Source organism: Ectothiorhodosinus mongolicus (genome assembly GCF_022406875.1).
Classification (GTDB): Bacteria; Pseudomonadota; Gammaproteobacteria; order Ectothiorhodospirales; family Ectothiorhodospiraceae; genus Ectothiorhodospira; species Ectothiorhodospira mongolica.
On record NZ_CP023018.1, the window covers coordinates 481,853 to 504,053 of the forward strand.

25 protein-coding genes and 6 tRNA genes are annotated in these 22,201 nt (G+C 54.5%); 7 read left to right on the forward strand and 24 right to left on the reverse strand.

Going from position 1 to position 22,201, the window contains the following annotated elements:
* Window positions 1-47 precede the first annotated feature (47 nt).
* The 15 genes from clpX to CKX93_RS01960 all read right to left on the reverse strand — a co-directional run bounded on the left by clpX (window position 48) and on the right by CKX93_RS01960 (window position 9,792).
* Window positions 48-1,322, reverse strand: coding sequence for an ATP-dependent Clp protease ATP-binding subunit ClpX (gene clpX / locus CKX93_RS01890; protein WP_076754734.1), 1,275 nt, complete (start codon window positions 1,320-1,322; stop codon window positions 48-50).
* Between the two features lie 102 nt (window positions 1,323-1,424).
* The gene (gene clpP, locus CKX93_RS01895; protein ID WP_076754736.1) at window positions 1,425-2,066 is read right to left on the reverse strand and encodes an ATP-dependent Clp endopeptidase proteolytic subunit ClpP; all 642 of its coding nucleotides are present in this window, start codon (window positions 2,064-2,066) and stop codon (window positions 1,425-1,427) included.
* Window positions 2,066-3,373: a trigger factor gene (gene tig / locus CKX93_RS01900; RefSeq protein ID WP_076754738.1), complete on the reverse strand. Its 1,308-nt coding sequence runs from the start codon at window positions 3,371-3,373 to the stop codon at window positions 2,066-2,068. The genes clpP and tig overlap by 1 nt, the downstream gene beginning before the upstream one ends.
* A gap of 31 nt (window positions 3,374-3,404) precedes the next feature.
* Window positions 3,405-3,489: transfer RNA gene (locus CKX93_RS01905), tRNA-Leu, on the reverse strand.
* Between the two features lie 77 nt (window positions 3,490-3,566).
* Window positions 3,567-3,643 (reverse strand) — tRNA-Val (locus CKX93_RS01910).
* 41 nt (window positions 3,644-3,684) lie between these two features.
* Window positions 3,685-4,056 (reverse strand): DUF2237 family protein, encoded by a 372-nt coding sequence (locus CKX93_RS01915; RefSeq protein ID WP_420828611.1) that lies wholly within the window; start codon window positions 4,054-4,056, stop codon window positions 3,685-3,687.
* Between the two features lie 31 nt (window positions 4,057-4,087).
* Window positions 4,088-4,163 (reverse strand) — tRNA-Lys (locus CKX93_RS01920).
* Between the two features lie 24 nt (window positions 4,164-4,187).
* Window positions 4,188-4,263 (reverse strand) — tRNA-His (locus tag CKX93_RS01925).
* 22 nt (window positions 4,264-4,285) lie between these two features.
* Window positions 4,286-4,362: transfer RNA gene (locus CKX93_RS01930), tRNA-Arg, on the reverse strand.
* A gap of 12 nt (window positions 4,363-4,374) precedes the next feature.
* Window positions 4,375-4,451, reverse strand: a tRNA-Pro gene (locus CKX93_RS01935).
* Between the two features lie 42 nt (window positions 4,452-4,493).
* Window positions 4,494-5,222, reverse strand: a complete 729-nt coding sequence (pssA, locus tag CKX93_RS01940; RefSeq protein ID WP_076754741.1) for a CDP-diacylglycerol--serine O-phosphatidyltransferase — start codon at window positions 5,220-5,222, stop codon at window positions 4,494-4,496.
* Complete coding sequence (gene ilvC / locus CKX93_RS01945; RefSeq protein WP_076754743.1) at window positions 5,222-6,238, reverse strand: ketol-acid reductoisomerase; 1,017 nt, start codon at window positions 6,236-6,238, stop codon at window positions 5,222-5,224. Before ilvC ends, pssA begins: the two co-directional genes overlap by 1 nt.
* A gap of 38 nt (window positions 6,239-6,276) precedes the next feature.
* Entirely contained in the window at window positions 6,277-6,771 is a 495-nt protein-coding gene (ilvN, locus tag CKX93_RS01950) for an acetolactate synthase small subunit (RefSeq protein WP_076754745.1), read from the reverse strand.
* Between the two features lie 5 nt (window positions 6,772-6,776).
* The gene (locus tag CKX93_RS01955; RefSeq protein WP_076754746.1) at window positions 6,777-8,471 is read right to left on the reverse strand and encodes an acetolactate synthase 3 large subunit; all 1,695 of its coding nucleotides are present in this window, start codon (window positions 8,469-8,471) and stop codon (window positions 6,777-6,779) included.
* Between the two features lie 148 nt (window positions 8,472-8,619).
* The gene (locus CKX93_RS01960; protein ID WP_076754748.1) at window positions 8,620-9,792 is read right to left on the reverse strand and encodes an aldo/keto reductase; all 1,173 of its coding nucleotides are present in this window, start codon (window positions 9,790-9,792) and stop codon (window positions 8,620-8,622) included.
* Between the two features lie 84 nt (window positions 9,793-9,876).
* On the opposite strand from CKX93_RS01960, the gene CKX93_RS01965 reads away from it, so the two are divergent.
* Entirely contained in the window at window positions 9,877-10,194 is a 318-nt protein-coding gene (locus CKX93_RS01965; RefSeq protein WP_076754750.1) for a hypothetical protein, read from the forward strand.
* Window positions 10,195-10,211: 17 nt separating this feature from the next.
* Here CKX93_RS01965 and CKX93_RS01970 read toward each other — a convergent pair whose 3' ends face one another.
* The 4 genes from CKX93_RS01970 to CKX93_RS01985 all read right to left on the reverse strand — a co-directional run bounded on the left by CKX93_RS01970 (window position 10,212) and on the right by CKX93_RS01985 (window position 12,032).
* Window positions 10,212-10,601, reverse strand: coding sequence for a hypothetical protein (locus CKX93_RS01970; RefSeq protein ID WP_076754751.1), 390 nt, complete (start codon window positions 10,599-10,601; stop codon window positions 10,212-10,214).
* A gap of 11 nt (window positions 10,602-10,612) precedes the next feature.
* Entirely contained in the window at window positions 10,613-10,981 is a 369-nt protein-coding gene (locus CKX93_RS01975) for a hypothetical protein (RefSeq protein WP_076754753.1), read from the reverse strand.
* A gap of 175 nt (window positions 10,982-11,156) precedes the next feature.
* On the reverse strand, window positions 11,157-11,699 hold the full coding sequence (locus tag CKX93_RS01980) for a LysM peptidoglycan-binding domain-containing protein (protein WP_234982776.1): 543 nt from the start codon (window positions 11,697-11,699) through the stop codon (window positions 11,157-11,159).
* A 108-nt stretch (window positions 11,700-11,807) separates the two neighbouring features.
* Entirely contained in the window at window positions 11,808-12,032 is a 225-nt protein-coding gene (locus tag CKX93_RS01985) for a DUF4398 domain-containing protein (protein ID WP_234982777.1), read from the reverse strand.
* Between the two features lie 180 nt (window positions 12,033-12,212).
* Between CKX93_RS01985 and wrbA the strand changes: the two genes are divergently transcribed.
* Both wrbA and CKX93_RS01995 read left to right on the forward strand, forming a co-directional pair.
* Complete coding sequence (gene wrbA, locus CKX93_RS01990) at window positions 12,213-12,821, forward strand: NAD(P)H:quinone oxidoreductase (RefSeq protein ID WP_076754756.1); 609 nt, start codon at window positions 12,213-12,215, stop codon at window positions 12,819-12,821.
* Window positions 12,818-13,192, forward strand: a complete 375-nt coding sequence (locus CKX93_RS01995; protein WP_076754758.1) for a DUF2069 domain-containing protein — start codon at window positions 12,818-12,820, stop codon at window positions 13,190-13,192. Before wrbA ends, CKX93_RS01995 begins: the two co-directional genes overlap by 4 nt.
* Here the strand turns inward: CKX93_RS01995 and hda are convergent.
* From hda to CKX93_RS02010, 3 genes are read right to left on the reverse strand one after another with little or no spacing between them, the layout of a single operon-like run.
* A complete protein-coding gene (gene hda / locus CKX93_RS02000; protein WP_076754760.1) occupies window positions 13,155-13,844 on the reverse strand; it encodes a DnaA regulatory inactivator Hda in 690 nt (229 codons plus the stop codon). The genes CKX93_RS01995 and hda overlap by 38 nt on opposite strands.
* Before the next feature lie 9 nt (window positions 13,845-13,853).
* On the reverse strand, window positions 13,854-14,414 hold the full coding sequence (locus CKX93_RS02005; RefSeq protein ID WP_076754761.1) for a CDP-alcohol phosphatidyltransferase family protein: 561 nt from the start codon (window positions 14,412-14,414) through the stop codon (window positions 13,854-13,856).
* Window positions 14,411-15,451 carry a DUF2066 domain-containing protein gene (locus CKX93_RS02010; RefSeq protein WP_143339905.1) on the reverse strand — a complete coding sequence of 347 codons (1,041 nt, stop codon included), beginning with the start codon at window positions 15,449-15,451 and terminating at the stop codon, window positions 14,411-14,413. The genes CKX93_RS02005 and CKX93_RS02010 overlap by 4 nt, the downstream gene beginning before the upstream one ends.
* A gap of 91 nt (window positions 15,452-15,542) precedes the next feature.
* Between CKX93_RS02010 and purM the strand changes: the two genes are divergently transcribed.
* The 4 genes from purM to CKX93_RS02030 are packed head-to-tail and all read left to right on the forward strand — an operon-like array spanning window position 15,543 to window position 19,387.
* Window positions 15,543-16,598, forward strand: a complete 1,056-nt coding sequence (purM, locus tag CKX93_RS02015; protein WP_076754765.1) for a phosphoribosylformylglycinamidine cyclo-ligase — start codon at window positions 15,543-15,545, stop codon at window positions 16,596-16,598.
* Window positions 16,595-17,278 carry a phosphoribosylglycinamide formyltransferase gene (gene purN, locus CKX93_RS02020; protein ID WP_076754767.1) on the forward strand — a complete coding sequence of 228 codons (684 nt, stop codon included), beginning with the start codon at window positions 16,595-16,597 and terminating at the stop codon, window positions 17,276-17,278. The genes purM and purN overlap by 4 nt, the downstream gene beginning before the upstream one ends.
* Window positions 17,202-17,960 (forward strand): DUF3108 domain-containing protein, encoded by a 759-nt coding sequence (locus CKX93_RS02025; protein ID WP_084178599.1) that lies wholly within the window; start codon window positions 17,202-17,204, stop codon window positions 17,958-17,960. Before purN ends, CKX93_RS02025 begins: the two co-directional genes overlap by 77 nt.
* A 17-nt stretch (window positions 17,961-17,977) precedes the next feature.
* Window positions 17,978-19,387 (forward strand): dihydrolipoyl dehydrogenase family protein, encoded by a 1,410-nt coding sequence (locus tag CKX93_RS02030; RefSeq protein ID WP_076755218.1) that lies wholly within the window; start codon window positions 17,978-17,980, stop codon window positions 19,385-19,387.
* A gap of 14 nt (window positions 19,388-19,401) precedes the next feature.
* On the opposite strand, the gene pmbA is transcribed toward CKX93_RS02030, so the two are convergent.
* Together pmbA and tldD are read right to left on the reverse strand one after the other, a co-directional pair.
* A complete protein-coding gene (pmbA, locus tag CKX93_RS02035) occupies window positions 19,402-20,745 on the reverse strand; it encodes a metalloprotease PmbA (RefSeq protein ID WP_084178600.1) in 1,344 nt (447 codons plus the stop codon).
* A gap of 10 nt (window positions 20,746-20,755) precedes the next feature.
* Window positions 20,756-22,201 (reverse strand): metalloprotease TldD, encoded by a 1,446-nt coding sequence (gene tldD / locus CKX93_RS02040; RefSeq protein ID WP_076754770.1) that lies wholly within the window; start codon window positions 22,199-22,201, stop codon window positions 20,756-20,758.

Below are 22,201 nucleotides of genomic sequence, written 5' to 3' on the forward strand. Positions count from 1 at the left end.
TTCGGAATAATTCAAGGCTGTGAGACCCAGCCCACTGAAGAACGGGACTAATCCGACGCTGCTTTCTGGTAGTCAGAGTTCTCGTAGATCAGATAGGGCTTAGCATCACCCAGGATCACTGCCTCATCGATCACGACTTTCGAGACGTTTTCCATGGACGGGATCTCATACATACTATCCAGCAATACCTGCTCCAGGATCGTGCGCAGACCCCGAGCTCCGGTCTTACGCTCCATGGCTTTGCGGGCTACCGCACGCAGCGCATCCTCACGAAACTCTATTTCCACACCTTCCATGTCAAACAGTTTCCGATACTGTTTGGTCAGGGCATTGCGCGGCTCGGTAAGAATACGAATGAGTGCGTCTGCGTCCAATTCTTCGAGGGTAGCGATCAATGGCAAACGACCCACAAATTCAGGAATCAGGCCAAACTTCACCAAATCTTCGGGCTCGACAATAAACAACAAGTTAGGATCGATTTTTGAGTCGTCTTTAGCCTTCACTTCAGCTGAGAAGCCAATCCCACCCTTCTCCGTTCGGTCTCGAATGACACGCTCAAGTCCGGCAAAAGCGCCGCCCACAATAAACAAAATGTTGCGTGTATCGACTTGTAGGAACTCTTGCTGAGGGTGTTTGCGTCCCCCTTGTGGCGGTACCGAGGCAACCGTGCCCTCGATGAGCTTCAACAAGGCCTGCTGCACACCCTCCCCAGAGACATCTCGAGTGATTGAGGGATTGTCGGATTTGCGCGAGATCTTATCGATCTCATCAATGTAGACGATGCCCGTTTGCGCCTTCTCCACATCGTAATCGCATTTTTGTAACAGCTTTTGAATGATGTTTTCGACATCCTCACCGACATAGCCGGCTTCGGTTAGCGTCGTCGCATCGGCAATGGTGAACGGGACATTGAGTAGCCGCGCCAGAGTCTCTGCGAGTAACGTTTTTCCTGAACCGGTAGGACCGATCAGCAAGATATTACTCTTGGCCAACTCCACATCGTCTTTACCGGTGCGGGCTTCGAGGCGCTTATAGTGGTTGTACACGGCGACGGAGAGCACTTTTTTAGCGCGTTCCTGACCAATCACATACTCATCGAGAATCTGATTAATCTCCCGCGGGCTAGGCAGCTTCTTACCATCAGTGGCGGCCTGTTCCTGCATCTCTTCGCGAATAATGTCATTACATAGCTCGACACATTCGTCACAGATGAACACCGAGGGCCCAGCGATGAGCTTACGCACCTCGTGCTGACTCTTGCCGCAGAAGGAACAATAGAGCAGCTTACCGCTCTCGGGATCCTTATCCTGTTCGTCGCTCATTAACGCTTCTCAATAAAGTGCCTAAACCACACCTTGCCGCTTTTCCGAATAAGATGCAAGCACTCAGGCTTAATCACGCAAAGACCTGAAAAATAAGAAGGTTTATTTCTTTGCCAGGGCGGTACGACTCTCTAATACCTGGTCAATGAGGCCATACTCACGCGCCTCTTGGGCACCCAAAAAACGATCGCGATCGGTATCTTCGGCGATGCGCTCAATGGGCTGACCTGTATGGTGCGATAAAATACCGTTGAGCTGGTCGCGAATTTTGAGGATTTCGCGGGCATGAATATCGATATCCGTGGCCTGGCCTTGGAAGCCGCCCAGAGGCTGATGAATCATGACGCGTGAGTGCGGCAGACAGTAACGCTTGCCCTTGGCCCCACCAGCCAAAAGTACAGCGCCCATGCTGGCCGCCTGACCAATACATAGGGTGCTGACATCCGGTTTGATGAACTGCATGGTGTCATATATCGCCATGCCCGCCGTCACCACACCGCCAGGTGAGTTAATGTAGAGGCTGATGTCTTTGTCGGGATTCTCGGACTCAAGAAACAACAACTGCGCCACAATCACATTGGCCATGTAATCCTCAACTGGACCCACAGCAAAAATGACACGCTCTTTGAGCAGACGCGAATAGATGTCATAGGCTCGTTCGCCACGTGAGGTTTGCTCAACCACCATGGGAACGAGGTTAAGTGCCTGGGCATCCAATGCACCCTTGCTGTCCATCACATTCATTAGGCTTGCTCCTGCTCAGAGGGGTTCATCAGGGCTTCAAAACTCATGGTTTCTTCAGTAAGTTTGCACTGATCCACCACCCAGTCTACCACCTGCTGCTCTAAAACGACGGATTCAAGCCCGCTCATGGCTTCTTGATTGCCTCGGTAGTAAGCAATGACTTGCTCCGGGTGCTCATAGCCGGCCGCCATAGCCTGCAGCTCGGCATCAATACGCTTGGTGTCCGGCTTGATCTTGGCACTGCGAATGATCTCACGAATCACCAAACCTAGAACCACACGCCGCTGCGCTTCTTTCTCAAAATGTTCACCCGGCAGCTGAGCACTGCCCTGCCCGCCCCCAAAACGCGCTTCCACCTGCTCACGCAGGCGATTGATTTCCTCTTTGACGACGCTTTGAGGCACGTCTAAGGAATGCGTATCGTACAGCGCATCCATCACCTGATCTTTGACCCGCGTTTTGATGGTCTGCCCAAGCTCGCGTTCCATATTGGCTTTGACTTCCTCACGCAATTTTTTCACGCCGCCTTTTTCAACACCAAAAGCCTTGGCAAAGGCAGCATTCACCTCGGGCAGACTGGGCTCTTGTACTTTTTTTACCGTAATATCGAACTCCGCAGCTTTGCCAGCTAAGTGCTTCGCGGGATATTCCTCTGGGAAGTCCACCTTGATGGTTTTCTCAGCGCCCGCCGCCAGACCCTTGAGCTGCTCCTCAAAGCCAGGAATCATGCGACCCGCACCTAATTCAATCGCAGCATCTTCGGCGCTACCGCCTTCAAATACTTCGCCATCCACGCGACCCACGAAATCGACGACAATTTGATCGCCATCAGCGGCCTTGCGCTCAACGTCGGCCCACTCACGGCGCTGTTTGCGCAGTGACTCAATCACCTTATCAACGTCTTCGGCAGCAATGCTGACTTTGGGTTTCTTGACCTTGATATCGCCCATCTTGCCCAACTTGACTTCCGGGAAGACTTCAAAGGTGGCTACATACTCCAAAGGCTGACCGGACTCCACGCTCTTGGTGTCAATTTCTGGCGCGCCAGCAGGGACGATTTTTTCTTTGATCAACGCTTCCTGATAGGAAGATTGCAACACATCACCCAAGACCTCTTGATAGACGCCTTCACCGTAGCGCTTCTCAACAACCTTGAAGGGCACTTTGCCCGGGCGAAAGCCATCAATGCGCACACGCTTAACCAATGAGCGCAGTCGTTTGTCCACTTCAGTCTGGATGCGCTCGGCAGGAACCTGCACGGTCATTTTGCGCTGCAGGTTGCCAACAGATTCAACAGATACTTGCATGAATGAAAAACCCTTTGCTCATAAAATAGTTTGGTGCGAAAGGAGAGACTCGAACTCTCACGGGTTGCCCCACTGGGATCTAAACCCAGCGCGTCTACCAATTCCGCCACTTCCGCCGGGTCGTGCATGCTGCTACCCGAGTCGCGCAGTATACAGGCACAAAAAAGCCCGCGAAAGCGGGCTCTGATGATTTTGGTAGGCGCGATTGGACTCGAACCAACGACCCCCACCATGTCAAGGTGGTGCTCTAACCAGCTGAGCTACGCGCCTAAGATACCGAAGAGCGAATTGTACGCGCTTAGGCCTCCGTGTCAATCCAGGTCAACCGCATGGGTCTTCAACACGTCCAGAGGCACGATCTCCAGGGCTTTTTGATGGGTAGAGCCTAACTGTACTTTCGGCGCTACCCCTTCGTCATGGGCCTGGAGAAAACGCATGGCACACAAACACCACCAGTCACCGGGCTTTAAACCGGGAAACCCAAATTCCGGCCGGGGCGTAGAAAGATCATTGCCGACATACAAAGAAAACGCCAAAAACTCTTCCGTCATCTGTGAACACACAGTATGACTGCCGGCATCTTCGGCACAGGTATCGCAAGCACCATTACGCAAAAAACCAGTGAGAGGATCCAGAGAACAGGGTTTGAGTTCCGTGCCAAGAACATTTACCGAGGCATCAATCTTCACACAAGCATCCTCCGTCAGTGGCGAATGGTGGGCCGTGTAGGAATCGAACCTACAACCAATGGATTAAGAGTCCACTGCTCTACCAATTGAGCTAACGGCCCAAACTCATCAGATTTTCCAACAAATGGGGTGGCCGACGGGACTCGAACCCGCGACAACCGGAATCACAATCCGGGACTCTACCATCTGAGCTACGGCCACCACTGACACAACAACCACTTAATGGCGCGCCCGGCAGGACTCGAACCTGCAACCCTCGGCTTAGAAGGCCGATGCTCTATCCAGTTGAGCTACGGGCGCAGCAGTTCAAGCTGGTCGGGGTAGAGGGATTCGAACCCCCGACATCCTGCTCCCAAAGCAGGCGCGCTACCAGACTGCGCTATACCCCGCAACGCACAGGCCGGCAAGTGTATCTGTACCGGCCTTTGCCGTCAACGCAGCTGACGCTTGCGGTACCAACGCACAGCCGCCCAAGCTGGGCCCGACAAAGCATAAAGCAAAAAGCCCGCCCACAAGATTTTGGGCGGATCTAGGGCCATCACCATCAACAATGCCACCAGCGCCACCATGACAAAAAATGGCACGCGATGCTTAAAATCCATGTCTTTGAAGCTGAAGTAGGTGAAATGGCTGACCATTGCCGCCCCGGCAAGCACGGTAATGACGAGAGCCAGATAAACTAGGTTTTCCGCAGGCAGCCCCAGATCCTGGAACACCCAAACCATCCCCACCATCAGCGCCGCAGATGATGGACTGGGCAGTCCTTGAAAAAAGCGCTTATCGCTCACGCCCACCTTGGTATTAAACCGCGCCAGCCGCAGTGCGGCTGCAGCGGTATAGAAAAACGCCGCGACCCAACCCACCTGGCCGGTATCCGTCAGCGCCCAAAGGTAAACCACCATAGCGGGCGCCACCCCGAAGGAGACCATATCGGCCATGGAGTCGTATTCGGCGCCAAAAGCAGTTTGGGTGTTGGTAAGACGTGCCAGTCGACCATCAATGCCATCAAGCACCATGGCCACAAAAACAGCCACCGCAGCGGCGGTAAACTGTTCATTTACCGCCGCCATGATGGCGTAAAACCCCGCTAACAACGCCGCCGTGGTAAACAAATTAGGCAGTAGATAAATGCCCCGGCGGGTGTTAGGCGAATGGTCCATCAGTTTTTGGACTTATCCACCATCTTATTGGCTTTGATCCAAGGCATCATATCGCGAAGCTTGCTACCGACCACCTCAATGTCATGCTCGCGAGCAAGGCGTCGGCTGGCCTTAAGGGTTGCCGCTCCCGCTTTGTTTTCGAGAATGAACTCTTTGGCGAACTGACCTGTTTGGATTTCACGAAGAATCTTCTTCATCTCAACCTTGGTCTGCTCGGTGACGACCCGCGGACCTCGGGTGATATCGCCATACTCGGCGGTATTGGAGATGGAGTAGCGCATATCAGCGATGCCACCTTCATACATAAGGTCGACGATCAGCTTTAGTTCATGCAGACATTCAAAGTAGGCCATCTCCGGCGGGTAACCTGCTTCGACCAAGGTTTCAAATCCGGCCTGCACCAGAGCCGTCGCACCACCACAAAGCACTGCCTGCTCACCGAATAAATCGGTCTCAGTTTCATCTTTAAAGGTGGTTTCAATAATACCCGCACGACCTCCGCCGTTGGCCGAGGCATAAGACAGGGCCACTGCGCGGGCGCGACCCGAGGCGTCTTGGTAAATAGCGATCAAGCTAGGCACACCACCACCCTGCTTGTAGGTGGAACGCACCAAATGACCCGGGCCTTTGGGGGCCACCATGATGACATCCACATCATCACGCGGCTGGATTTGTTCGAAATGGATATTAAAGCCGTGCGCAAATGCCAACGTGCCACCCTTTTTCAGGTTGGGCTCAATCTGCTGAGCATAGAGATCGGCTTGGTGTTCATCGGGCGCCAGCACCATCACCAAATCAGCCCCTTTGACTGCATCCTCAATACCAGCGACCTTCAGCCCTGCTTCTTCAGCTTTCTTGGCAGAAGATGACCCCGCGCGCAGTCCCACGGTGACATCAACACCAGAATCTTTCAGATTATTGGCGTGGGCGTGCCCCTGAGAACCATAACCAATGATGGCGACTTTCAACCCCTTGATGATCGAAAGATCAGCATCTTTATCGTAATAAACCTGCATGTATCACTCCCCGAGTTTGTCGGTTTTCTAATAAAAAATTAAAGCTTTAGAGCCACATCGCCGCGGGCGATACCCATCACCCCGGAGCGCACCACTTCTACCACTTCATAACCACTCATGGTGTCCACAAAGGCATCCAATTTTGGGCTGTCACCCGTCATTTCCACCACGTAGACATCACCACTGACATCAATAATTTTGCCGCGGAAAATATCTACTAGCCGCATCACGTCGGCTCGCTGCTCGCCGCTGGGCACTTGCACCTTGAGCATCATAATCTCTCGCTCAATGTGTCGATACTCTGTCAGATCAAGCAGTTTGACCACATCAATGAGCTTGTTGAGCTGTTTCGTAATTTGCTCAACAACCTGGTCTGAACCCGAAGTGACTAAGGTCAGACGTGACAAAGTGGGATCATCGGTCGGCGCCACGGTCAGCGATTCAATATTATAGCCCCGAGCCGAGAACAGGCCGGCTACCCGAGATAGGGCGCCGGATTCGTTTTCCATCAAGATTGAGATGATATGTCGCATAGGAATTACAGAAGAATCATTTCGTTTTGGCCGGCACCGGCAGGAATCATGGGGTAAACGTTTTCGTTCTGGTCGGTGATGAAGTCCATAAACACCAGACGATCTTTCATAGCCAGGGCTTCTTTAATGGCTCCTTCAACGTCACCCGGTTTTTCAATGCGCATGCCAACATGGCCATAGGCCTCTGCGATTTGCACAAAGTCGGGCAACGCATCCATGTAAGACATGGCATAGCGGCCCTGATAAAAGAACTCCTGCCATTGACGCACCATACCCATGTAGCGGTTATTCAACGCTACCACCTTAATCGGCGTGAGATATTGCTTGGCAGTGGATAACTCCTGAATACACATTTGGATACTGGCCTCGCCAGTGACACACACCACAGTCTCATCAGGATGCGCCAACTGCACCCCAATTGCTGATGGCAAGCCGAAACCCATGGTGCCAAGACCGCCCGAATTAATCCAACGCAGCGGCTTATCAAAACCATAGAACTGAGCAGCCCACATCTGATGCTGCCCCACATCCGAGGTTACATAAGCATCACCCTTAGTCAGCCGATGCAGTGTCTCAATGACATATTGCGGCTTGATGATCTCGCTGCCGCGGTCAAATTTAAGGCAATCCATACCGCGCCACTCATCGATTTGCTTCCACCACTTGGTGAGTGCCTCGGCATCGGGTTTCTCCTCCCGACTCTTGAGCTCCTTGATCAAGGCTTTAAGTACCTGATCTACTTCACCAACGATAGGCACGTCGACTTTGACGTTTTTAGAGATGGACGCCGGGTCCACATCCACATGCACGATGCGTGCATAGGGACAGAATTTCTCGATATTACCCGTAACGCGATCATCAAAACGCGCGCCAATAGCGATCAGTACATCCGCATGATGCATCGACATATTGGCTTCATAAGTGCCATGCATACCCAGCATGCCGATGAATTGCTTATCGGACGAGGGATAGGCACCCAAACCCATGAGTGTATTGGTGATGGGATACCCCAACATCCGCGTCAGTTCAGTCAGCGACTTGGAGCCATTACCCAAGATCACACCGCCACCGGTGTAAAGCACGGGCTGCTTGGCTTCCAAAATCAGATCCACTGCGCGACGGATTTGACCTGAGTGACCCTTAATCGTGGGGTTATAAGAGCGCATCTTCACGCTCTTGGGATAGTGAAACTCGCACTTGGCAGCGGTGATATCCTTGGGAATATCCACCAGCACCGGCCCCGGGCGCCCCGTAGTCGCGACATAGAAGGCCTTCTTGACGGTCTCCGCCAAGTCTTTCACATCTTTGACCAAGAAATTGTGTTTCACACAGGGACGGGTAATACCCACGGTATCCACTTCCTGGAAAGCGTCGTTGCCAATCAAAGGCGTGGGCACCTGACCAGAGAACACCACCAGCGGCACTGAGTCCATGTAGGCATCAGCGATGCCGGTCACGGCATTGGTCGCACCGGGACCCGAGGTTACCAGCACGACACCAGGCCTATTGGTGGACTTGGCATAGCCTTCTGCAGCATGCACCGCGGCCTGTTCATGGCGTACAAGAATATGCGCCACTTTGTCTTGTTTGAACATGGCGTCATAAATGTGCAATACCGCACCGCCCGGGTAGCCGAATACCAGCTCCACGCCCTCTTCTTGGAGACAACGGACAAAAATTTCGGCGCCGGTGATTTCCACGGGTGTGCTCTCCTAATTCTAGGTTTGGGTGTTCAGCGCGCGCGAAAGGACGAAGCGATTCAGCACGCTACTGGGTAAACTTTTGATCATATCTTGTTGCGCTGCAAATTTCATCATGACTTTGGATTCACATCGTGCAATAACCTCATCATTCTTCGGCTTTTTGAAACAAAGCGAGATAAGCTTGCCGAGCCATGGGGGAGCGCTTGGCTACCACCAAAACATCCTCAAGATGGTTCGGTGTGCTCATGCCCACTAAAGCCGTCCCCACTCCCGGGGCGCTGCGGTTGAATTGCAAAGAACGCTGTGCCGGGTTACTTAAATTAGGCAAGGCGCGTTCGACACTGTCTACCGACTGCTTGGCCAAATGACCTTTGAGCATGCCATGTGATGCCAGCATATAAACTTGCAACTGATAAGCTGCCTGCAGAGCCGAGGCCACATTGCCTTTGCCTGTTGCAGTATTGAATCGGGTAAAGCCCTCGAGCATCACCTGATTAAACGGCAAACTGGCAAGACGAAAATGATGCCGCGCATTAGGCTCGCCGGTCACCGACTGAGCGGCCCGTTCCGCTAAGCCAATCATTGAGGTCAAAGATTGAAATTGTTCCGCATCGGTCTCAACACGAAAGCCTTCGAAGGTGCTAATCCCATAAAACCGCAAGCGGTTTTCCTGCACCGCACGTTCCAGAACCTCAAAAACCGGCTCTAGCATTCGGTTGGTGGCTTCTTTACCGCGCTCAGCGATTTGCACTTCAGGCTGATCAATCAAAAACCCATCCAAAGTCTCGACACCCATCAAGTGGCGGGACAGCTCCAGCTGGAAATGGATGTATTCAGGGCTGAGCAGATGCACACCGCCGGCCAATTGTTCCTGAGTGCCCAGACCCTGACTGATAATCTCAGCATCAAACCAGCGCGTCATGTCCTCGGGCGGACCACCACGCAACGTTAAAAAACCCCCTTTGGATATCAGGAACATAGCCTCACGTGGGACTCCCGCCTGAATGGCCGTGCGCACGCCCGCACCTACCGCCGCGAGCGATCGGCCATAGCGGTAATGAGCCCCGGTATCAATCACATTGATACCGGCTTGCAGGGCTTGGGCAACGATGGCGCTGATACAGGCATCTACGGCGCCACTGGCTTCTCCGCCGAAACTACCCGCACCGATACTGGAGAGCTTCAAATGCTCCCGCGGAAATTCCGAGAAATGCCCGCCACCAACAAGCCCCTTTTCTTCAAGCGCTTGCGCATAATGCTCCGTGCCCTGACGGGTGGCAAAACCGGGGATGAGAAGTGGGTCTGTTTGTTTTAACAAATCTGCTACACTCGCTTTTTAACCAATGGTTATATCCGTATATTCAAAGTGAAAACAAGCCGACGGGCCGTGAGGAATTAGAGGATGGCGCTGGTAAGACTGGTCAAATTGAATAACCTGCAATACAACGCAAACCGTGATCCAGACGTTTATCGGCGCAGCGTTGGCAAATCTTTTCGTATCCAGGCGTTTCTGGTGGGCACTGGCCCTGCCAAAGCGCGCTTTACCGTCAATGGCGAGGTCCGAGGCGAAACAACGGTGACTCTGCCCGGCCGTTTTGACTGCGAAGTATCATTCGACACCGCCGGCAGCCGGGTGGGAATCCTATCGATCGAAGGTAACGGCGAGCAATTCACACAGGAACTGCGCCTAGATACCGTCGAGCACGACTGGGTGGGTTAAGCCCAAGGTCAGCTGACCTATTCGCCCCAGGCGTAACGCTCACAAAACTCAGGCAACATGCGCAACATCTCGCGTCGGCTGAAAAATCGGTCGGCGCGCGCTAAGCGCATATCGTTTTGTAGCTCTTCATCACCCCCAAAGCAAAACACCGGCACGTTAATCTGATACTCCATACGCAGTGTGCGCATGATTTCCAATGGGTCAAATGCCGCTTCCTCATCCAGATCCATGAGAATGAAGCGATACAGCAGTACGTCGTTCCATTCTCCCAGCTCGTCTAGATCCGTAACCGCCTGACCAACCCAAGGTTGCGGAGCAACGTCAGCCAGCTCAGCAACAAAACCCGAGTCCGAAGTGAAGACCACAAAGCGGCGCTGCAAGCGGGTGCCAATGGTTGGTTCAGCCATGCCCAATTGCCTCAGGAAAAGTAGCGAAAATAAAAATCACTGCGCGACAAATCTTCATAGAGCTTGGCGCGCTCCTCCATCCCCATGCGCATAATCTTGATCAGCGCCTCGCTTTGTTCAGCATCGACGATATGCATCTGTCCAATCACCTCTTCATCGGTATCGAGAATATCCGTAGCCAAGGCATCCGGATAGTCGGCATAGACCAAAAATGACCGGCAAGTCTCATCCTCTGGATCTAAGGGCTGCATCACCAGTTTGCCCAACCAAGCCAAACGCGCGGCCTGATTGAACTGGCGAATGTCGAATTTTTTGCCTTTACGGTAGCGATTCAGCTGATTGCGAATGTCACTGATATTGGTAATGTCAATTTTTTTCATAGCCAATGGTCATAACCTAGTAATTAAGTCGGAAAAGCATAGCCCAGTGTAGCTGACCCAAGACTAATCGGCCACTTGAAGGCCGGTGTCATGCCGTATCGACCTCTTTGACTCGACAGTCGGGCAAAAAAAGGCCCGCTTTCAGCGGGCCTTTTCATTTCTTGAAACGCTTCGCTTACCGCTTGGGCGTCAAGTTGTACTGGCGCAGATACTCCAAGTCGGTCGCTTCGACCGGACCCAGCGACCAAGCACCACGGGTGCGCGCATGACGCACCGCCGCATCGACATCAGCCGCAGAAGGACGCAACTCAATACGTAGACGCTGACCGGGATAGATCAGATCGGCATCACGGATTTGGTCCGCATTGGCCCGATAGATCAACGGCCAGTGGTAAGGATTACCATACACTGAGCTCTTTGCGGAAATATTCCAGAGACTATCGCCACGCTGTACTTCGTACATCATGCTGGCCTCCGAGGCCGGCTGAGCGGGAGCGGGAGCGGTAGCGAACAAATCTGGGTCACACACCTCGTTGGCGCGGTCACGACTCCAATAACCTGTACGCACGCAGTCACCCGCCGCATCACGGACATACTCATTGCTGGAATCAACCACGTAAGCGGTTCCAACGGGGGTGCCGGAGACAGAGGCACAACCCGAAAGCAGTGCTGCTGAAGCAAGACCGGTCAACCACAGGGAATTTTTCTTCGTTATCACGTCAGAACTCCAGAAAGTTTGAGAGCTTAAGCCCATTATCACTAAGCCAAATTGTAAAGAAAATCCTTTGAGCTCGCAAGCGCATCGACGTGCGCCCAAGGCCACACGCTATCGAACCTCAGCGTCCTGACGAGCACGAATCGCCCAATCCCGGGATTCTGCAGCCAGCCTTCTCGCTTCTGAGTAATCACCCGCCTCAAGTTGTTCTTCGGCTTGACGCAACAATCGCTCCGCGCGCTCATACACGGCGCGCGCATAGCTCGGTGCTTGAACCTGCTCCGCTGCCTGTAAGGCCTGACGTGCATCGCTCATCTCCTGTGCTGGCGCAGTCATCGCACAGCCAGTCCCAACCACCACGACAAGCGCGAGCGACACCCCGTATAATAATCGCCTTATAACCCTGCTTCGGTGCCCTATGTTTTCAGCCTGGCTCATGGAGTGAAAGTATTTATCATAAAAATCACAAATGCAACAGCAACCTAGCGCACAAACCTAACCAATAATGGAATTAAAATGACCCAAGACACTGTCCTACGCGTTCTGGTCCTATTCTACAGCCGACACGGAGCCACTGCGCGCTTGGCACAACAAGTGGCCCGCGGCGTCGAGGAAATCCCTGGTTGCCAAGCAAGCCTACGCACAGTGCCCCCGGTTTCCACCGTCAACGAAGCCACCGCATCCGAGATTCCCGAAGATGGGCCACCCTATGCTTCACTAGAAGACCTGGCGCAATGCCATGCACTGGCCCTCGGCAGCCCAACACGATTTGGGAATATGGCAGCACCCCTGAAATATTTTCTCGATCAAACCAGCGGCCTTTGGCTTTCCGGGCAATTGATTGGCAAACCCGCGGGGGTGTTCACTTCCACCGCCAGCTTGCATGGTGGTCAGGAATCCACCCTGCTGAGCATGATGTTGCCCCTGATGCATCATGGCATGGTGATTTTGGGTCTGCCCTACAGTGAATCTGCGCTCTCTGCGACCCGCTCAGGGGGCACGCCCTATGGCGCCAGTCATGTTGCTGGCAACCAAGGCGAGCAAGCCCTCAGCGAAGAAGAAAAAGTCTTGGCCAGAGCTCTGGGGCGGCGGCTTGGGGAAACTGCTCGGAAATTGCACTCATGAGCCTGCAGCACTGGAGGGTCTTATGTCTGGTAGGCCTGTTCGGCTTATTTTCGGCGCTCTTTGTAAGCACCCTATGGTGGGCGCCACCGGCTGAGTTCCCCAGAGCGGTTATCTTACTCATCTTGGCATTACCCCTGATGTTGCCGATGCGCGGCGTCCTGCATGGGCGCGTGCGTGCCCATGTCTGGGCCAGCCTGGTGGCCCTGCCTTATGTTTTATTAGGCATTGCCTTCATGGCAGATGGCTCAGATGTGTGGCGCGGACTGCTAGTCACCCTGTTAAGCTTGATGCTGTTCACCGGGGCTTTGGGCTTTGCGCGCGGCAAACAACTGGCTAACGCTGCAACCAATCCCGAACAAAAGGCAAACTAACGCGGCGTTTATCCTCAAGCGATGCCGCATCCAAGCCATCCAGCACCTGCATCAAAGAGCGTAGGTCGCGTCGACAATGGTTCAAAAGGTATTGCGCTGCCGGCTGGGGAAGATCAAAACCGCGGTTTTTTGCCTCGCGGACCAAGACTGTAAGGCACTCCTCATCGGCCAGCGGCTGAAGTTGTATCACCAATCCCCAAGCCAGTCGCGACTCTAGGTCAGCCAAACCCACCCCCAGCGCTTTGGGTCCTTGCCTGGCTGCCAACAACACATAGGCATCCCGCGCCCGAAGTTCATTCATCAGGTGAAAAAGCGCCTGTTCCATTTCCCGATGACCAACCAGCACGTCTAGCGCATCGATGGCCAGCAGTCGGTGATCCTGCCATCCCGTCAAGATCGCGGGTCCCTCGCTCGCAATCAGATCCAGGGGCAAATAGGCTACGGGCTCACCGGTCTCAGCCATGGCATGACAAGCGGCTTGCAGCAAATGGGTTTTGCCCGTAGCACTTTCGCCATAGATATAAATCGGCGACTCGCCTTGGCCGCTGATCAGGGTTTGGATGGCATTCAACGCTAGGCCATTATTGCCGACTTCAAAGCTGTCAAAGCGGGCGCTGCTGCGAAGGCCCAGATCCAGAGTGAGCTGCTGCATGCGCTTGAATTAAGAAGCCACGCGGCCATGCTGCCAGGCCTTACGGCCCCAGGCAATCATGTACGCCAGTCCACTGCCGATAGTCGTCCCCGCTACCACCAGGAACAAAGCCTCTAAGTAGGCCACAGGGATCACTATAATCGCGCCGGCATCGATGATCACCGACAACACCAAAACAATCTGCGCGAATGTATTGACCTTACTGATGAACAGTGGCTGCATCTCCAGACTGCGCGTCAATAAGCGAAACAATAGGGCGCCACCGACGATGACCACCTCGCGCCCCATGACCAACAGCACCAACCACCACGGGATTAAGCCGATGTAGGCAACAGTGAGATAAGTGCTCAGCACCAAGATCTTGTCGGCCAAGGGATCTAGATAGCCACCCAATCGGGTATACCAGCCATATCGCCTAACCAGCCACCCATCCAGCCCATCGGACAATCCAGCCAGCAGCAGCAGCAACAAAACTAGTGCATACTCTTCGCCCAACAATGACAGCACGATCGGCACGCTAAGCGCGATTCTCGCTAGGGTAATGGTGTTGGGAATCTGTCTGAAGTTCACGGCAGCAAACGAAACGTCAGTTCAGATTCAGCGCTGGGCGTCAACACATTGCCCAACCGGGTGGCTCGGGCCAACTCGCGACTGTCGCCGCGCAGCTGCACCCAAAAAATCACCGAATCGGATCCCAGAATGTGGGTTTGAACCCGTTGCACGGGTGCCAATTCGGAGAGATAGTTACGAACTCGGTGGTAGTCTGACAAAGAATGGATATCGGTAATATTGATCTCCACAGAATTCTGCGCATGAGCTAACCCCGCCGTCGCCATCACTCGGCCGATGCCATCCACCATCGACTCAAATGCCTGTTGCAGCGCCTGCTTGGCTTCTTCGGCCTCAGCTTCCCATACGCCACTGTGTACAGAACCATGCAACTGCCAACGGGCAGAAAAACCTCCTGAGCGCTGCTGCACGCGAACCAGGGCCACCGCATCCGGTTCGTAGCGTGCCGAGGCATTCAGCACCCCCTCTTCAAAACCCAAGAGGATATCGGCTGCACTGATGCGCGATTGATCCTCAAGATCCCACAAGGGTTCGATTAACAGTATGCCGCGGGCATTGGCCCAAGATTCAATCGCACGCCACCACTCTAGATCATCCACCGTGTGCGCCATGCGCCGCTCGTTGTCCTGCTGTATCGCCAGCCAAATCAACAAATTCGGACGATCGCGCTGCCACAGTGGCAACCCAAGATCCACCAGGTTGCGCTCAATGGCAGCAGCATCAAATCTCACCCACAGCTCTGAAGTGCCTTCGGCGGATTCTTGATAGCGATACTGACGCACCCATTGAGGCGCCTGACGCAGTAACTCTTCGAGTCTTGGATCGCTTCGCCATGCTCGGTCGCCGGTCATTTTGACGACGACTTCCTGTAGAGCCTCTGAAAACGCCCGTTGGCGCGTCCCACGATCACGATCAGGCACGGCGACCATGGCCTCTCCGAGCCGCTCCAGACTGATACTGGCAGCCGCCGCCGGTGTTGCCAGCAGGGCTAACATCACCAGAATGAGCATCAACAAACGGGCGCTAAGCAATCTCATAATTTGACAATTAGGCTTGGGAAGCAACAAACGTTAAAATATCATATTTGCGCAGTCACCCTGTGCGCTCAACCTAGGAAAAATCACCAGCATGGCCCAAGACACTTCTCACCCGCCCTCCGGCCTGCGTTATGCCGATGCTGGAGTCAGTATTGATGCGGGCAATACTTTGGTTGAGCGTATCAAGCCGCATGCCAAACGCACCCTGCGCCCTGGGGTTCTTCAAGGTTTGGGCGGTTTCGGTGCTTTGTTTGAGTTGCCCTGGGATCAATATCAACAGCCCGTACTGGTTTCGGGCACCGATGGCGTCGGGACTAAACTCAAATTAGCCCAAGAATTGGGGCGCCACGACACCATTGGCATCGACTTAGTTGGCATGTGTGTCAACGATATTGTTGTGCAAGGCGCCGAGCCGTTGTTTTTTCTCGATTATTTTGCCACCGGCCACCTCGATGTGGAAACAGCCACCTCTGTCGTAAAAGGGATTGCCGATGGCTGTCTCGAAGCCGGCTGCGCCTTGGTGGGCGGCGAGACTGCGGAAATGCCGGGCATGTACGCCACGGGCGAATATGATCTAGCTGGCTTTGCGGTCGGGCTGGTCGAGAAAAGCGCGATTATTGATGGCTTGCGCGTCCGCCCAGGCGATGCGCTATTAGGTCTAGCCTCCACGGGCCCGCATTCCAATGGCTACTCATTGATCCGCCACGTTCTAGCAGCCCACCCTACCGATCTTAATAGCGCCTGTGGCGACCAAAGCCTTGCGGATGCCTTGATGGCGCCTACCCGCCTCTACATCAAACCTCTGCTGACATTACTCAAACAAACACAGATTCATGCCCTGGCGCACATTACCGGGGGCGGCATTACCGAAAACCTCCCCCGTGTTTTGCCTCAAGACATGATTGCCGAAGTGCAACGGAACAGCTGGCAGCAACCTGAGGTATTTGCCTGGTTACAAAAAGCAGGCGATATCGCGACCGATGAAATGTTGCGCACCTTCAATTGTGGTATCGGCATGATCATCGTGCTGCCGCAAACAGAACTGGCTGCCAGCCAAAAATGCCTTGAGAAATATGGGATCTCGAGCTGGCATATCGGCGAGGTCAAGGCGCAAACTGGCGCACCCAAAGTCGTGTATCGCGGATGAGCCAGAAGACCGGCATTGTCGTCCTCATCTCCGGTTCAGGCTCCAATCTGCAAGCCATCATTGATGCGGTGCAAAGTCGTGCGATCGAGGCTGATATTCGTGCGGTGATTAGCAACCGACCCGGGGTGCAAGGACTGCAGCGCGCAGCGCAGGCGGGCATTACCCACTGCGTCATCGATCACAAAGACTTTACTGAACGCGCCGCTTTTGATCAGGCCCTGATGCAGGAAATCGATTCTCATCAGCCGGCCCTGGTGGTGTTGGCTGGATTTATGCGCGTTTTGACCCCGGCGTTTGTGCGTCACTACGAAGGGCGATTATTGAACGTTCATCCGTCGTTGCTGCCTGACTATCGAGGCTTACACACACACGCTCGCGCACTCGAGGATGGCGCTGACTGGCATGGCTGCAGCATCCACTTTGTGACTGCTGAATTGGATGGAGGACCCGTCATCATTCAGGCGCGCGTGAATATCAAGGCCAATGACACAGAAGAATCCCTAGCTGCGCGGGTACAGATCCAAGAGCACATTGTTTATCCTCTGGTTATCCAATGGTTTTGTCAGGGTAGACTCAGTGTTCACGAGGGTAAGATAAAAATTGATGATCAAGTTCTGGAAACGCCTATGCTGCTGGAGAACCTACGCCCTAGTCATCGTGACACTGGGGATATTGCCTAACACCCAAGCTGAGTTATTGGATCCTGCGCTACTGCCCCCACCCTATGTGGCACAATATCAAGCGCACCGCATGGGCCTATCGATCCAGGCCGATGTACGCTTTGAAACCACCGCTCAAGGCGCCACTTACCTAACCCAGTTACGACCCCGGGGACTGCTCTCCCTGTTGCGTGATGACCGCATTGAGGAGCGCAGCGAATTAAGCCTGAGTGCGCAGGGCCTGAGGGTTGAGCACTTTGCCCACCAGCGCACCAGTAGCGACGAGAGCGAGTCCAGTTCCGCGCAACTGGACTGGGATACGGCCATCATCCGCGGCGAGCACCGTGGTCAAGCCTTTGAAATGACGCTACCTGAGCAATTGGTGGACCGTTCCGCATTGCAGCTGGCACTGAGTCAACGCGCCAGAGGCGGAAAAGCAGAGTTCTCCCTAAACGTAATCGATCTGAATCGAATCGTGGAATATCACTTCTCAGTGGGTGAAGTGGAATCCATTCGCACACCCCTGGGGGTTCTTCGAGCCGTTCCTGTCACCCGCTATGACAGTGATCGCGAGCGTACCATCAGCACATGGTTTGCTATCGACAAATACTACGTCCCGGTACGTCTTGAGGAAATCCGAAACGGCCAACGCATCAGCCTGAATATTCAGGAGCTTCGCTGGCTGGATCCCAGCATGAATTGAGCAAAAAGGAGTTTCAGGTGGCAGAACACACAGACCTAGCGGTGATTGGATCGGGCCCGGGTGGTTACCGCGCAGCAGTCCTGGGGGCCCTGCGCGGCCTGAAAGTCAGTATCATCGAAAAAGACGCCTGGGGTGGTTGCTGCCTCAATCATGGCTGCGTGCCCAAAAAAGACTGGCACCATACCGCGCGATTACTGGCAGCACAGCCGTCGTTTTCTGAACGCGGAATCCAGGGGGCACTGCGGCCTGATATAGAGGCCGCTTGGCAGCATCAACGACAGGTTGTGGCCACCGTACAGGACAGCTACGCCGGATACCTCGCGCATTTAAAAGTCGATTCCGTGCAGGGCTGCGCGCGATTTTTAGATGCCCAGACGCTAGAAGTACGAAACGATCAGAACAGCAGCCGTGAGATCCATGCACAACACATCATCATTGCCACCGGAGCCAGCGCCCACATTCCCTCACCGTTTCCCGAGAATGCTGCCCGCGTGCTTACCACTGACCGGCTATTTACCCAGGCTCTGCCTTCTGGGCGACGTGTGGCGTTGATTGGCAGTGGCGTGGTAGCCACAGAAATGGCTTTTATCCTGACGCAATTGGGCTGTGAGGTGCACTGGTTAGCGCGATCCCCCATGCTCAATCGACTGAATTTCAGTCGTCCGGCGCGAGATACTCTAATCAAAGAACTCACCCGCCAGGGAATCGAACTACAACGCACTAAGGGCTTTGTCGCTGTTAAAGAAACCCAAAATCATGTGCATATCAGGCTAGAAGAAGGCCGCGAACTGGAAGTCGACTGGGTATGCTTAGGCACTGGACGTAAACCCCATACCCAAGCTCTGAACCTTACTGCCGCCGGCATTAACACCGATACACAAGGGTTTATTCAGCGCGACGCGAGTCTGCGCACGGCTAACCGCAACTGTTTCGCCATTGGCGATGTCGCCAACTCTTTAATGACCGCCAACCATGCACTGGCGGAGGCCACTTTAGCTGTGGACAACATTATCCATGAGGCAGATAAATCTCTGGATTGGCAGCAAATCCCCATGGTCGTCTACAGCGCCTTGGAATTGGCCCGCTTAGGTCATGATGAAGACAGCGCAGAAGATGCTGGTCTTGAGCCGGCGGTTGGCTTTGCAGCATTCCAAACCTCACCATGCGCCCTCGGCCAGGACGATATATCGGGTTTTGTACGCTTGCTGGCTGATATGGATAGTGGCGCCATGCTGGGTGGCGAAATTGTCGGCGGCTCCGCCGGTGAGCTAATCCATTTGCTGTCGCTGGCGCCGGATACGCAATCCGCTTTACGCTGGTTGGCCAAGGGTATCTATAACCATCCTGCTCGGGCTGAAGAGGTACTCAATGCGACCGAAACCCTAGCCAACAAATGGGGCCTGCAGGAACCGATTTTCGGTGGCTAGTTCGATCACCACGCTTAATCGCCGGCCACGGTCAGTCCATCGACCAACCAAGAACCGGTGTGTATACCACCGCGGCGATCAACATCCTTCCCCACCGCCACCAATTCAGCAAAGATCTGCTTAAGATTACCGGCCACTGTGATCTCTTCGACGGGATACAAGATCTCACCATTCTCCACCCAAAATCCCGCAGCGCCTCGAGAATAGTCGCCGGTCACCATATTCGTGCCATGACCGATAAGTTCAGTGAGCATCAAACCGGTGCCCATCTCGCGCAGCAAGGCCGGCAAATCCAGGTCGCCGGGCACCATTTCCAAATTACGTACCCCGCCCGCATTGCCGGTTGTCACCATACCTAGGCGCCGCGCCGCATAGCTGCTGAGCACGTAAGACTCAAGCACACCCTGATTCACAAAATCCCGATCGGCGGTGGCCACTCCCTCAGCATCAAAAGGCGCGCTTCCCAGCCCTCTGAGTAAGTGCGGACGCTCGTGAATGCGTACAAACTCGGGAAACACCCTTTGCCCCAAATGATCAACCAGAAACGACGCGCGGCGATACAGGCTGCCGCCACTGATCGCTCCCATAAACTGCCCCAACAGCGAGCGCGCTGTCTCAGGAACAAACAACACCGGGCAGCGACGCGTGCTCAGGCGACGACCACCTAGGCGCTTCAAAGCTCGCTCGGCTGCTTGACGCCCTATCTCTTCAGCCGCTAACAAATCATCAGCGCAGCGTGCAGCACTGTACCAATAGTCACGCTGCATGCCTTGTGCATCCCCCGCCACTACAGAGCAACTCAGGCTATGCCGGCTGGTGGCATAACCACCGATAAACCCATGCGAGTTACCGTAGGCCATTTGTCCCGTAAAGCTGCCCACCTCAGCCCCTTCAGAATTCACGATGCGCTTATCCATCCCCAAAGCCACCGACTCGCAATCACGGGCTAAGGCAATCGCTGAATCGGCATCAATTTGCCAAGGGTGATATAAATCCAGATCTGGAATATCGGTCGCCATCAATGCGGCATCAGCGAGTCCAGCGCAGGGGTCAGGCTCGCTGACTTTGGCGATACGACAAGCTGCGGCTGCAGCCTCACGAATCGATGCATCACGCAAATCAGCGGTGCTGGCTGAGCCTTTGCACTCACCGACAAATACCGTGATGGCAATGCCCTGATCCTTGTGATGTTCCAAAGTCTCGACTTCGCCCCTACGCACATTGACTGACAGGCCGGCATCTTGACTGGCACTGGCCTGCGCCGCAGTAGCGCCCTCGGCATCGGCCGCCTCCAGAGCCAAAGCAACTTTATCGGTCAGCGTCTGGCTGAGCCCTGCCTCTTTTAGGTTTGCATTCATCTCAAATCCCTTAGTGCTGCGTGCCGCCAACGGTCAACCCGTCGATACGCAAGGTTGGCTGGCCCACACAAACCGGCACACTCTGACCCTCTTTACCGCACGTTCCCACGCCGGAATCCAGATCCAGATCATTGCCCACCATCGAGACCCGCGTCAGAGCATCGGGGCCATTGCCAATCAAGGTCGCACCCTTCACCGGGCGGGTGATTTTACCGTTCTCAATCAAATAGGCCTCAGAAGCTGAGAAGACAAATTTACCGGAGGTAATATCCACTTGACCGCCGCCGAAATTAACGGCGTAAAGGCCTTTATCCACGGAAGCAATAATATCCTCCGGGGCATGCTGCCCGGCCAACATGTAGGTATTGGTCATGCGCGGCATCGGCAGGTGCGCATAAGACTCACGTCGGCCATTGCCAGTAGGAGCACCCTTCATCAAGCGCGCATTCAATCGATCCTGCATATAAGCTTTCAAAATCCCGTCTTCGATCAACACATTACAGGCCGTGGGCACGCCCTCATCATCCACATTGAGAGAGCCACGGCGTCCAGCCAACGTGCCGTCATCGACCACGGTCACCCCGGGGGCTGCTACGCGTTCACCGATGCGGCCACTGAATGCGGATGTCCCCTTGCGATTAAAATCACCCTCAAGGCCATGCCCCACAGCTTCATGCAGCATCACCCCTGGCCAACCCGAACCCAAGACCACCGTCATATTGCCAGCGGGTGCCTCGTCGGCCTCGAGTTTCAATAAGGCCTGGCGCACAGCTTCATGGGCATACTGCAGAGCGCGGCGCTGCTCGAGGAAAAACTCATAACCATGCCGGCCTCCGCCTCCACTACCGGCCTGCTCCCGCCGACCTTGCGCATCCTCAACGATGACATGCACATTCAGCCGCACCAATGGCCGCACGTCCGCTGCCAACTCGCCGTTCGTGGTGGCCACCAGAATGATTTCATGCACACCCGACAGACTCACCATCACTTGGGTCACACGCGGGTCAAGGCCTCTAGCCTCAACATCAATACTGCGCAATAAATCTAACTTGGCCTCCGTACTCAAGCTGCCCAAAGGATCATCGACTGAGTAAAGCTGATGCCCCGCAGTTTGCTGAGCAATAGCCACCCGACCGGACTGCTGCCCTTGACTGATGGCGCGCGCGGTATGGGCTGCCTCGATGATCGCCGGTAAGGCGATCTCATTACTGTAAGCCAAACCCACACGTTCACCACTGATGGCGCGCACACCGACGCCACGCTCAATATTAAATCCACCCTCGCGAATCCGCCCATCCTCCAAAACCCAGGACTCGTGACGCGTATCTTGGAAATAGATATCACCGCCATCGACGCGGCTGCTACAGAGCTGACTAAGTGCTTTATCCAGGGCAGACTCATCCAATCCACCGGGTTCGAGCAGCTGCTGGCGAGCCAGCGCGAATACATCCTGCAT